Origin of the sequence: Brachybacterium kimchii (assembly GCF_023373525.1) — a bacterium.
GTDB lineage: Bacteria > Actinomycetota > Actinomycetes > Actinomycetales > Dermabacteraceae > Brachybacterium > Brachybacterium kimchii.
Genome location: NZ_CP097218.1, coordinates 3,122,589 through 3,134,656, shown reverse-complemented (window position 1 = coordinate 3,134,656; position 12,068 = coordinate 3,122,589). Strand labels below are relative to the sequence as shown.

11 protein-coding genes are annotated in these 12,068 nt (G+C 71.5%); 5 read left to right on the top strand and 6 right to left on the bottom strand.

Features of this window, described 5'->3' with window-relative positions; translation table 11 throughout:
* Positions 1-50: 50 nt before the first annotated feature.
* Positions 51-1,007, top strand: a complete 957-nt coding sequence (locus tag M4486_RS14345) for a helix-turn-helix transcriptional regulator (RefSeq protein ID WP_249477911.1) — start codon at positions 51-53, stop codon at positions 1,005-1,007.
* Positions 1,008-1,025: 18 nt separating this feature from the next.
* Here the strand turns inward: M4486_RS14345 and M4486_RS14340 are convergent, their stop codons facing one another.
* Entirely contained in the window at positions 1,026-1,580 is a 555-nt protein-coding gene (locus M4486_RS14340; protein ID WP_249477910.1) for a CGNR zinc finger domain-containing protein, read from the bottom strand.
* Between the two features lie 148 nt (positions 1,581-1,728).
* Between M4486_RS14340 and M4486_RS14335 the strand changes: the two genes are divergently transcribed.
* Both M4486_RS14335 and M4486_RS14330 read left to right on the top strand, forming a co-directional pair.
* Complete coding sequence (locus M4486_RS14335; RefSeq protein ID WP_249477909.1) at positions 1,729-2,892, top strand: epoxide hydrolase family protein; 1,164 nt, start codon at positions 1,729-1,731, stop codon at positions 2,890-2,892.
* Positions 2,893-2,942: 50 nt separating this feature from the next.
* Entirely contained in the window at positions 2,943-3,683 is a 741-nt protein-coding gene (locus tag M4486_RS14330) for a 3-keto-5-aminohexanoate cleavage protein (protein WP_249477908.1), read from the top strand.
* Positions 3,684-3,859: 176 nt separating this feature from the next.
* Here M4486_RS14330 and M4486_RS14325 read toward each other — a convergent pair whose 3' ends face one another.
* From M4486_RS14325 to M4486_RS14305, 5 genes are read right to left on the bottom strand one after another with little or no spacing between them, the layout of a single operon-like run.
* The gene (locus tag M4486_RS14325) at positions 3,860-4,978 is read right to left on the bottom strand and encodes a LacI family DNA-binding transcriptional regulator (protein ID WP_249477907.1); all 1,119 of its coding nucleotides are present in this window, start codon (positions 4,976-4,978) and stop codon (positions 3,860-3,862) included.
* Complete coding sequence (locus tag M4486_RS14320) at positions 4,978-5,661, bottom strand: DUF624 domain-containing protein (protein WP_249477906.1); 684 nt, start codon at positions 5,659-5,661, stop codon at positions 4,978-4,980. The genes M4486_RS14325 and M4486_RS14320 overlap by 1 nt, the downstream gene beginning before the upstream one ends.
* Before the next feature lie 4 nt (positions 5,662-5,665).
* Positions 5,666-6,589, bottom strand: coding sequence for a carbohydrate ABC transporter permease (locus tag M4486_RS14315; RefSeq protein ID WP_249477905.1), 924 nt, complete (start codon positions 6,587-6,589; stop codon positions 5,666-5,668).
* 11 nt (positions 6,590-6,600) lie between these two features.
* Positions 6,601-7,611 carry a carbohydrate ABC transporter permease gene (locus M4486_RS14310; RefSeq protein ID WP_249477904.1) on the bottom strand — a complete coding sequence of 337 codons (1,011 nt, stop codon included), beginning with the start codon at positions 7,609-7,611 and terminating at the stop codon, positions 6,601-6,603.
* A complete protein-coding gene (locus M4486_RS14305) occupies positions 7,611-8,957 on the bottom strand; it encodes an ABC transporter substrate-binding protein (protein ID WP_249477903.1) in 1,347 nt (448 codons plus the stop codon). The genes M4486_RS14310 and M4486_RS14305 overlap by 1 nt, the downstream gene beginning before the upstream one ends.
* A gap of 225 nt (positions 8,958-9,182) precedes the next feature.
* On the opposite strand from M4486_RS14305, the gene arfA reads away from it, so the two are divergent.
* A complete protein-coding gene (arfA, locus tag M4486_RS14300; RefSeq protein WP_249477902.1) occupies positions 9,183-10,766 on the top strand; it encodes an arabinosylfuranosidase ArfA in 1,584 nt (527 codons plus the stop codon).
* A gap of 32 nt (positions 10,767-10,798) precedes the next feature.
* A complete protein-coding gene (locus tag M4486_RS14295) occupies positions 10,799-12,037 on the top strand; it encodes a sialidase family protein (protein WP_249477901.1) in 1,239 nt (412 codons plus the stop codon).
* Positions 12,038-12,068 lie beyond the last annotated feature (31 nt).

Genomic DNA, 12,068 nt, shown 5'->3' with positions numbered 1-12,068 from the left:
CCTCGCCCAAGCGGACAGTTCCTGTCCGCGATCTCCGGCAGACTCTCCCCATGACCGACGTGACCCGAAGGACCCTGCGCCTGCTGAACCTGCTGCAGTCGCGCACCGTGTGGACCGGCCCCGAGCTCGCCGACGAGCTGGGCGTGACCACCCGGTCCGTACGGCGCGACGTGGACCGCCTGCGCGACATGGGCTACCCGGTGCTGGCCTCGAACGGGCACGGCGGCGGCTACCAGCTGGGCGCCGGGCGGGCCCTGCCTCCGCTGCTGCTCGAGGGCGACGAGGCGACGGCGATCGCCGTCGCCCTGCGGCTCGCAGCCGGGTCGGGGATCGACGGGCTCGGCGAGCAGGCCGTGCGCGCGCTCGCGAAGCTCGACGGGATCCTCCCGCCCAGCGTGCGCGCCGAGGTCTCGGCGATCACCGACGCCCTGCACGTCGTGGATGCGCACACGGGCGCCGGCGGCATCCTCTCCTCGACCCTGGTCACGCTCGCCAGGGCCGTGCGGGACGGGGTGCAGGTGCGCGTGGACTACGAGCGGGCCGACGGGCATCGCGCGACGAGGCGCCTCGAGCCCTACCGGGTGCTCTCGATCCAGGGTCGGTGGTACCTGTTCGCCTGGGACCTCGACCGCGAGGACTGGCGCACCTTCCGCCTGGACCGCATGCATGAGGTGCGTGCGAGCACCTTCCGCTTCACCGCCCGCCCCGCCCCCGACATCGAGTCCTACGTGCGCGAGTCGATCAGCGTGGGCGCCTACCCGATCGGCGCCCGGGTGCGGATCCTGCGCCCGGCGAGCGAGGTCGCGCCGCGCATCCCCGCCTTCGCCGGGACGATCACGGCCGACGGGGAGGACGCGTGCATCCTGCGCTCGGGCGCGCGGGACCTCACCTGGATCGCGATGCAGCTCGCGTGGCTGGGCCTGCCGATCGAGGTGATCGAGCCGCCGGAGCTCGCCGCGGAGATTTCGCGGATCGGGACGTGGGCGGGTGAGGTGCGCCAAGGATGAGCGGGCCTCGCGCGCCGCTCACGGATGGCGGGCGCTGAAGCGCGCCTTCTTCTCCTTGTTCCCGCAGGTGTTCATGTCGCACCAGCGCCGAGTGCGGCTGCGGCTGGTGTCGAAGAACGCGGCTCGGCAGGTCGGTGACGCGCACAGCGCGAGGCGGCCGTCGCGCGCGCCGGAGATGATGTCGATCGCGTCGGCGGCGATGACGCCGAGCGCATCCCCGAGGGCCCGCGTCGAACGCAGCTCCCACATTCGTTCCCCCGTCGGGGAGAGTCGCGTCGACGCATGGCCGCCGGCGCTGCGCACGTTGATGAGCTCCACGGCCGATGAGGGCAGTGCTCGACCGCTCGCGGACGCCGTGGCGGCGGCGTGGATCGCCTCTCTGAGCTCTCGCGCTCGCTCGAGCTGCACCTGGCTGCACGAGGGGACGTCCAGTCCGAAGATCGCCAGCCACTCCACGAGCCGTCCGGGGGTGGGGATGCGCTCCACGGGATCGCCGCTCCGCTCGGTGAGCGTGCCGGTGAAGCTCGTCGAGAGCACGTTGCCCAGTCGGAATTCGGGAGGGTCTGCAGGCATGGAACCACCGTAGCCCGTTCCTGGGACTGTCGACGCGGATGACCTGCCGCTCCTGCGCCGGCCGAAGCGAACTGTCTATGCTGGTTCGGAACCGGCTTTGCCGGTTCACTCGAGCGAAAGAGCCCCGCACCCCCGTACAGGAGACGTCATGACCGACACGACCCGAGACATCCGAGAGCTCCCCATCGAGACCCCCGAGCGCGACCTGGAGGACCTCCGGGCTCGCCTCGCAGCGACGCGGCTTCCCGAGCCGGAGACCGTTCCCCGTTCCGGCCGAGGTCCGCAGCGCTGGGCTCAGGGCGTTCCGCTCGCCGACCTCACCGAGCTCATCGCCTACTGGCGCACGGGCTACGAGTGGAGGGCCTTCGAGGCGCGCCTCCATGCGATCGGGCAGCTGGTGACCCGGATCGACGGACTGGACATCGCGTTCCTGCATCGGCGCTCCTCCCGCCCGGATGCGGCGCCGCTGGTCATGACGCACGGCTGGCCCGGGAGCATCGCGGAGTTCGTCGACGTCATCGACGCCCTCGCCGAGCCGGCCGACCCGAACGCCCCCGCGTTCCACGTGGTCGCTCCGTCCCTGCCGGGCTTCGGCTTCAGCGGGAAGCCGGCCGGCACCGGCTGGGGCATCGAGAAGATCGCCGCCGTGTGGGTCGAGCTCATGGAGCGTCTGGGATACCGGCGCTTCCTCGCGCACGGCGGCGACTGGGGCGGCGTCATCACCACTGTCCTCGGCGGGCGGTTCCCACAGCAGGTCATCGGGATCCACACGCTCGTCGCGCAACCCCCTCCGGGACTGAGCACGGAACCCCTGACCCCCGGCGAGCGCGCGATGGTCGAGCGCTCCCAGACGTTCTGGGCACGGCGGGCGGCCTACGCGAAGGTGCAGGCGAGCAGCCCCCAGACGATCGGCTACTCCCTGGTCGACTCCCCCGCCGGTCTCCTCGCCTGGATCCTGGAGAAGTTCGCCGCGTGGACCGACACCTGGGACAGCCCCTTCGAGACGATCTCGCGGGATCGGCTCCTCGACAACGTGACGCTGTACTGGCTGACGCGCAGCGGAGCGTCGTCCGCCCGCATCTACGCGGAGAGCCACGATTCGCTCGATCCCGCCCTGCGCGTCGACGTCCCGACCGCCGTCACCACCTGCCCCCACGACATCGAGACCTGGCCCCGGCCGTGGGCGCAGGAGCGGTTCCGGGACATCGTCCGATGGCACGAGCCGGAATCGGGCGGACACTTCCCGTCACTGGAGACGCCGGAAGCATTCATCGAGGACGTGAGGGCGGGGCTCGCGGCGGTGAGCCGCTGAGCACCCGGCGCAGGGCCTCGTCCGTCGCCCCCTCCGACTAGCGTGTGCGCATGCTTCTCCAGGTCTGCCCGAACGGCGCCCGCACCCCAGACGAGCACCCCGCCCTGTCCGCCGATCCGTCAGTGATCGCGGCCGATGTCGCCGCGTCCGTGCAGGTCAGTGAGGTGGCGGCACATGTGAGCGTCGGATCCGTCCACGTCCACCCCAAGGACCCGGACGGTCGTGATTCGCTCGTGTCCGCGCACGTCGATCGATGGATCCGGGTCCTCCGCGGCGCGTGCCCGCGCGTCGAGCTCGGAGTGACGACGGGTGCGTGGAGCGCCCCGGACCCCGCGGAGCGCTGCGCACTCATCGGCGGATGGCGGGAGCTGCCCGACGTCGCCTCCGTGAACTGGCACGAGGACGGGGCCGAGGACGCCGCCGACCTGCTGCTCTCGCGCGGCATCGGCGTGGAGGCCGGGATCTGGACCGAGGAGGCGGCCGAGCGGTGGGCAGCGTCCCCGCTCGCAGGCCGCTGCACGCGCGTGCTCGTCGAGATCCAGGACATCCCCGGCGACCAGGCGCCCGGGGAAGCCCGGGCGATCCTCGACGTCATCCGCGCGGCCCGCCCCGCCGCGAGCATCCTCCTGCACGGCGAGGAGCGCTCCGCCTGGCCCGCGTTCGAGATCGCGCGTGGACTGCGCCTGGACACCCGCATCGGGCTCGAGGACACCCTGGTCCTCCCCGACGGCGCGGCTGCCGCCTCGAACGCGCAGCTCGTGAACCTCTGCGGGACCCGCTTGGCGGGCTGACGGCCCGGTGCCACGACGTCGCGCACCGTCCGAAGAGCGGGGCGGATCTCGTGCCCATCCCCAACCCCCTCGTCAGATCGACCACGAGCGTCCGAGACCTGTCGTCGCTCAGGCTCCAGCCGCTGTCGTCCGTCGGCCGTCTCGTCCCGCGTGCCCCACGGGTCCGGTCCTTCGCGTCACCCCGCGCTCCCCCGCACCACCAGCCGGTAGGGCGCCTCGATCACGCGCGCGGGACCGTCGTACCCGCCGATCCTCTCGATGAGCAGGTCCAGGACGGTCGCGGCGAGCGCCTGCTTGTCGGGGTCGATCGTGGTCAGCGACGGGGTCGTGAAGGCGGCCTCGCGGATGTTGTCGTAGCCGATCACGGCGACCTGTCCGGGCACGTCGATCCCGGCCATGCGCAGCCCCAGCAGCACGCCGCGGGCGAGGTCGTCGTTGCCGCAGACGATCCCGTCCACCTCCGGGTGGCTGTCCATGAGCTCCCGCCCCGCGCTGAGTCCACCCTCCTGGCTCCAGGTGGGGACCGTGGGGACGACGGGTTCCGGTGCTCCCGCCTCGGTGAGCGCGCGGCGCACGCCTCCCAGGCGCAGGCGGCTCGTGGAGTGGGCCTGGCGCGACTCCGTGGTGGGCAGCATCCCGAGGTAGGCGATGCGGCGGCGGCCCAGGCCGAGCAGATGCGCCGTGGCGTCGTGCGCCGCGCGCTCGTTGTCGGTGCGCACGTAGTCGCTGCCGGCGGGCAGCGCGGCCTCGGCCAGGTGCTCGCCGATGAAGACCGTCGGCTGGATGGTCCGCCCGAGCCCCGCGATGACGTCCTCGCCGATCAGCAGCGGGTTGAACACGACGCCGTCGCCGAGGACCCGGGTGAAGCCCGAGAGCACGCTCGCCTCCTCGTCGCGGCCGGCGGCGGTGCTGTGCAGCATGATGCTGCGGCGGCGCCTCTGGGCCTCGTCGGCGAACGCCTGGGCGAGCTCGGAGAAGTAGGTGCCCGCGAGCGACGGGATCGCCAGCGTGATGAGCCCGCTGGTGCCGGTGCGCATCTGCTGCGCGCCCACCTGCGGGCGGTAGTTCAGGTCGCGGATCGCCTGCTGCACGCGCTCACGGGTCGCTGACCCCACGTTGGGGCGCTCGTTGACCACGTTGGAGACGGTCTTGATCGACACACCGAGCCGCGCGGCGATCTCCCGCATCGTCACGTTCCGCGGACGCGGGGATCCGGCCGACGGGGTCTCGGCGGAGGGCTCGTGCTGGAGGGCCGACGAGGGCTCGGCCGACGGCACGGCCCGTTCGTCGGCCATCACACCGTCGCGGCGTCGAGCCGCGACTGCCAGGAGCGCACGAGGACGAGGGTGGTCACGGCGACCAGGATCCCACCTCCCAGCAGCAGGCCGACGGGCTGGATGATCCCCGAGACGATCCCGACCGCGACCAGGGTGATCGCCCAGGAGACGGTCGCCATCGGCAGCAGCACGATCCCGGCCAGGGCCCCGCGCCACAGCATCGGCGCAGGCGCGCCGGGCCGCAGCACGTGCAGGGCGATCGCGTGGAAGAGCGCGAGCACGCTGATCGCCGCGAGGACGCCCGCGGCCGCGAAGCCCGCCGGGAAGAACCACGACGGCAGCGCCCCGGCGATCCCGAGGGCGAGGTTCGCCCCTGCGGCGAGGCCGATCACGAGGAACGGACCGGCCGCACCGTTCGCGGGCCCGAGCTCCGCACGGAAACGGCCCAGCACCGCACGGGCCGCCCCGCCGAACCCGCTCTTGCCCTCGAGAGGGTCGGCTCCCGGGACCTCCCCGCGGAGCACGGCCGCGAGGGTCGCGGTGGCCGGGGCGATCCCGCCGATCACGCCGCCGCACAGCACCAGCACCGCCCAGGCCACGTGGAGGGCGAGCAGCCGCGGCAGCCAGGCGAGCGCGGCCATCACCCCGTGCGGGGCGCCCGATCCGTCGGCCTCGCCCCTGTCCTCCCGCACCTGCGTCATCGGCTCAGCCCTTGTTCCCGGTCAGCGCGATCGACTCGATGATCTGGCGCTGGAACACGAGGAACACGGCGAGCACGGGCACGAGCGCGATGATCGAGGCGGCCATGATCAGCGGGTAGTCGGTCTCCACCGCGTAGGTCGCGTTGAAGTTCGCGATCACCAGCTGCAGGGTGTGCACGTTCTCGGAGTTCAGGTAGATGATCGGGCCCAGGTAGTCGTTCCAGGTGCCCATGAACCACAGGATCACCTGGGCGGCGATCGCGGGACGGATCAGCGGCAGCACGATCCGCCAGAAGATCTGGGGATGGTTCGCCCCGTCGATCACGGCGGCCTCGATGAGGGAGTCGGGCACGCTCATCAGGTACTGGCGCAGGAAGAACACCATCATCAGATTCCCGAACAGCCCGGGGACGATGAGCGGCAGCAGGGTGTCGACCCACCCGATCTTCGAGAACAGCATGAAGGTGGGGATCATCAGCGCGGGGAACGGGATCATGATCCCGCCCAGCAGCGCGAGGAACAGGGCGTTCTTGCCGGGGATCCGCATCTTCGAGAACGCGTAGGCGGCGAAGCACGAGGTCACCGTGCCCACCGTGATCACGGTCAGGGAGACGATCGCGGAGTTCACGATGCCGCGCAGCAGCGGCCCGGCCTCCCACACCCGGAGGTAGTTCGACCATTCGGCGGGCTTCGGGATCCACTGCGGAGGCAGCGCGAACACGTTCTCCTGGGTCTTCAGCGAGGTCGAGAGCATCCACACGAGCGGCAGCAGCATGGTGAACGCGCCCAGGCAGAGGACCACGAACACGACGACGTCGGCCGGGGTCTGGAAGCGGCGCTCGCTCTTCTTCCGCCGACGGCGGGCGGCATCGGGCGCGACCCCGGAGGTCTGCAGCGGGGCGGTCGGGACGGCACTGGTGGCAGCCATGTCGGGCCTCCTCATTCCACCGTGAAGACGTTGCGGGAGTTCAGGTAGAACTGGAAGGCCGTGACCAGGAAGATCAGCGCTCCCAGCACGAGCGACATCGCCGTCGCGTATCCCAGCTTGAGGTTCTGGAAGCCCTGCTGCCAGATGTACCAGACGATGGTCGCGGAGCCGAACTCGGGGCCACCGGTGGGGGTCATGATGTTGATCTCCGCGAACATCTGGGCGCCGCCGATGATGCCAGTGACCACCAGGAAGAACGTGACGGGGCTGAGCATCGGCAGGGTGACGTGGCGGAAGCGCCGCCAGGCGCCCGCGCCGTCGAGCATCGCCGCCTCGAGCAGGTTCCGCGGCACCGACTGCAGGGCCGCGAGGTAGAGCAGGGTCGAGAACCCGAGCCCCTTCCAGACGCCCATGAGGATCAGCGCCGGCTTGACCCAGGTCTTCTCCGCGAGCCAGTTGGGGCCGTCGATGCCGAGCATGCGCAGCAGCTCGTTGACCAGGCCGAAGTCGCCGTTCAGCGCCCATTGCCAGAGGATCGAGATCGCGGCGACGGAGGACACCCCGGGCAGGTAGTAGATGACGCGGAACGCCGCGCGGCCGGGCATGCGCCGGTTCAGCGCGATCGCGAGGGCGAGGGAGATCGCGAGGCCGATCGGGATCCCGATCATGAGGAACAGCGTGTTCCACAGCGACTGCCAGAACTGCGGGTCGCCGGCCATGGTCCGGAAGTTCGTCAGCCCCGAGAACACCGGGGAGGACAGCCCGTTCCAGTGGGTGAAGGCCGCGTAGCAGGAGAACAGCAGCGGGGCGAGGGCGAACAGCGCGAAGCCGAGCACGGGCGGGGCGATGAAGATCCGGCCCCAGATCCGCTCGGGGCGGGTGAGGCGGCCGCGGCCGGGCGGCCGGGACGCGCCGGAGGTGCGGGCCCCGGCCGAGGCGCGCGCGGAGCGTCGGCCGGGCCGGACGAGAGCTGCGGGCGGCGGGGTGTTCGCGGCGGGGCCGACGGGCGTGGTGGCGCTCATCAGGAGTTCGCCTCCTGGTCGATGCGGAGCTGGTCGTAGCCCTGGTCCAGGAATCCCTGCATCACGGGCTGCGTGGCCTTCAGGTACTCCCCCACGTCCTGCCGGCCCTCGAGCACCGGTTGGATGTTCGTGAAGAAGGTGTCGAGCCACTCGGGGGTGTAGGTGCGGGTGTTGGGCACGAAGTGCCCGTAGTCCTCGACGATGTCGATGTACTCCTGCTTGTTCTGCGGTTCGATCGACGTGTCCTTCACCCACTCCTTGGCGCGGGTGCGGGTGTTGGGGATCGTCTGCCCCTGGCCGACGATGATCTCCTGCGCCTCCGGGTCGCAGGAGAGGAACATGGCCAGCTCGGCGGCGCGGTCCGGGCGCCGGCTGTTCGCGGAGACGCCGATCCCGAGCGAGCCCACGTTGGTCGCCGAGACGCCCGAGCGACCCGTCGGGTAGGGGCACAGGTCGAAGTCGAAGTCGAGGGTGCGGTAGAGCGTGAGGTCCCAGGGGGCCACGGGGAAGAACCCGATCTGGCCGCGCAGCCAGCGCTGGTAGCCGTCGAGCCCCTCGGACTCGTTGATCGAGGGCGTGACCTTGTGCTTCTCGCGCAGGTCGACGACGTACTGGAGGGCCTCGGCGAACTCGGGGGTGTCGACGGTGACGGTGCGGGCGTCCTCGTCGACCCAGTCGGCGCCGTTGGACCACACGTAGGAGTGCAGCTCGGCGGTGATGTTCACCGAGTTGCCCCAGCTGTCGGTCTTCCCGTCGCCGTCGCGGTCGCCGGTCAGGGCCTTGCAGCGGTCCAGGAACTCGTCCCAGCTCAGCGGCTCGTCGGGGTCGGGCGGTTCGACGCCCATCTCCTCGAAGAGGGTCTTGTTGTACCCGAAGGAGAAGGGGCCGACGTCCTTGGGCATCGCGTACAGCGGGCCCTTGCCGATGCTCTCCCCGTCGAAGCGGTAGAGGTCCAGGCCCGCCTGCCAGATGTCGTCGACGGGCAGGTCGGTGGCGTCGACGTACTGCGACAGGTCCGCGAGGACCCCGTTGGTCACGTACGCCATGGTGCGCGTGGGCTCGAGGTAGAAGAGGTCGGGCGTGGAGTTGCCCAGGATCGCGGTCTGCAGCTTCGTCGCGTACTGGTCGACGCTCGTGGAGATGAGGTTGACCTGGATGCCGGTGCGGCGGATGAACACGTCCACGGCGCGGGCGAAGACGTCGCGCTCCTCCGTGGAGCCGCGGAACATGAAGGTCAGGACGTCGGGGTCGGAGGAGTGGAGGTTCCCGCAGCCGCTCGCCGCGCTCGCCGTGGTCGCAGCGGCGGCGGCCCCGAGGGCTCCGGTGAGGAATCGTCGTCGTCTCATGGGATCCGTTCTGCCTCGTCCCGTCCGTGTCGCGTCTGCGTCGTCGCAGCCCGGTCTCCCCGTCGAGACCCCGCGGATTCGTTGTGAGGTGTGGCACAAGGTACATCGTTGAACTAGAGTCGGCAAGCATCGGCCCGCGGACACGTCCGAACGCCCCGGGGAACGGTCCCCGGCGGCCCGCTGTGCATCTGCTGCCCTCGATCCCGTGGGCCGGAGGAGTCGGTCATGACCCTGCACGCCGCCGTCCACCTGCACCCCCGTCTCGCCGTCGGCCCCGTGCGCCGCCGCACCTTCGGCAGCTTCGTCGAGCACATGGCGCGCTGCGTCTACACGGGGATCTTCGAGCCCGATCACCCCAGCGCCGACGCCGACGGCCTGCGCACCGACGTCCTCGAGCTCGTGCGCGAGCTCGGCGTCTCGAGCGTGCGCTACCCGGGCGGGAACTTCGTCTCCGGCTACCGCTGGGAGGACGGGGTGGGTCCGCGCGAGCACCGCCCGGTGCGCCGCGATCTCGCCTGGCACTCCACCGAGACCAACGCCTTCGGCCTCGACGAGTTCATGACCTGGGCGGACGCTGCGGACGTCGAGCCGATGTACGCGGTGAACCTCGGCACCCGCGGGACCCAGGAGGCGCTGGACGTCCTCGAGTACGCGAACGGATCCGTCGGCACCGACCTCGCCGACCATCGCGCGCTGAACGGCCACGCGGAACCCTACGGCATCCGCATGTGGTGCCTGGGCAACGAGATGGACGGGCCCTGGCAGCTCGGCCACGTGCCCGCCCGCGACTACGCGGTGCTCGCGGCCGAGACGGCCCGCGCCATGCGCCGCGCGGATCCCGACCTGGAGCTCGTGGCCTGCGGATCCTCCCATGCGGGGATGCCGACGTTCGGGGCCTGGGAGCAGGCAGTGCTCGAGGCCGGCTACGACGCGATCGACATGCTCTCCGCCCACGTCTACTACCGCGAGGAGGACGGCGACCAGGCCTCCTACCTCGCCTCGGCCGACGACATGGACGCCTACATCGACGCCGTCGTCGCGACCAGCGACCACGTGCGGGCGCTCCGTGGCGCGGACAGGCGCATCATGATCAGCTTCGACGAGTGGAACGTCGCGGCCTCGCGCGGGGACGCGGGCAAGGAGCCGAGCGGCTCGGACTGGCCCGTCGCGCCCCGGTTCGCCGAGTCGACGTACAGCGCACAGGACGCCGTGGTGGTCGGATCGCTGCTGATCAGCCTGCTGCGGCACACCGACCGCGTGGCCTCCGCCTCGCAGGCGCAGCTGGTCAACGTGCTCGCGCCGATCCGCACCGAGGTCGGCGGAGCGGCCTGGCGCCAGAGCATCTTCCACCCCTTCGCGCTGACCTCCCGGCACGCGCGCGGCCAGGTGCTCGTGACCGGCGTCGACTCCCCCGCCGTCGAGAACAGCCGCTTCGGCGAGAGCGCGGCGCTCTACTCGGTCGCCACGTGGGACGAGGAGACCGGGCAGCTCGCCGTCTTCGCGGTGAACCGCTCGGGGGCCGACGCGCTCGAGCTGGACATGGACCTCGCGGCGTTCGGGGACGCAGACGTCGGCGAGCGAGCAGGGGGCGGCGGGCACGCAGGGTTCGAGCTCGCCGACGCCGTGCTGCTGCACGAGGACGACCCGCACCGCACGAACTCGGCCCGTCGCCCCGACCGGGTCGTCCCCCACCCCCTGCAGGACGTGACCCTCGAGAACACGGGCGGCGACGCCCCCGCGAGCTCCCGCCTCACCGCGACCCTGCCCCCGATCAGCTGGACCATGATCCGGCTCCAGAGAACCCGGTAGTCCCGGAAACCCCAGAAGAGGACGTGACGCAGATGCAACGTCGCACCCTGACCACCGCACTCACCGCCGCCCTGACCGGCACCGCTGTCGCCGGTATCACCGGCCCCGCATCGGCCGACGGGACGGGACGAGGACCCGACGGAACGGGAGGACGGTCCGACGGAGCCGGCACAGGCGTCGGCGCCGGCCCGGCCGACCGGTCGCCCCGCCTCCTGCAGGACGGCATCGGCCTGTACCCGCGCGCGATCCGCCTCGCGCACCAGGGCGCGGCGGACGACCGCCTGCTCGCCTCCGTCGTCACCTTCGAAGGGGCCGACGGCGCGGAGGGCTCCGGCGCGATCTTCGAGTCGACCGACGGCGGCGCCACGTTCGCCCAGGTCGGAAAGGTCTTCGACGAGGCGACGCAGGGCGGGGAGGGCATCTGCTGCGCCACGCTCTACGAGCTGCCGCGCGCGATCGGCGACCTGCCCGAGGGCGCGCTGCTGTGGAGCGCCTCGGTGGGCGCCGACCGTGCGGAGCGTCGGATGACGATCCGCGTCTGGGCGAGCACGGACCTCGGACGCAGCTGGGAGCGCGTGGCCATCACCCATGCCGCCGCCAACGAGGGCGGGCTGTGGGAGCCGGAGTTCGCGACCACGGACGACGGCACGCTGGTGCTGCTGTACTGCGATGAGACCGACGGCGAGCACCACTCCCAGAAGATCGTCCTGCAGACCTCCACGGACGGCCTGACCTGGACCGATCCGGTGCCCGTGATCGAGCTCGAGGACCCGACGTCCCGGCCGGGCATGCCCAACGTGCGCCGCCTGCCCGACGGCCGCTGGGCCATGACCTACGAGGTGTGCGGGGAGAGCCCGACGGACGCCTGCCGCCTCTTCGTGCGCACGGCCGACGACCCCCGTGACTGGGGTCCGGTCACCGCGAGGGACGCCGCCATCGTCGCCGATGACGGCACCGAGCCCCGCCACACGCCGACCCTCACCCTGGATGCGGACGGCTCGGTGATCCTGGGCTCCCAGATGCACTACACCGTGGACGGTGCGATCTCCCCGATCAACGGACAGGTGCTGCTGCGCACCCGCAACAGCTCGCTGACCGGGGACATCTCCTGGGCGACCGAGCCCGCGCCCGTGCCCGTGGAGGACCCCGACGACTCGCCGTGCCCGAACTACTCCCCCACGTTCGTGCGCACCTCCACCGGGCAGCTCCTCGAGATCACCACCGCCCCCGGCGCCGACGGATGCCAGGCCTGGTACGGCTCGCGGGTCTGAAGTCGTGCGGTGGCCGGACGTCGGCACCGGC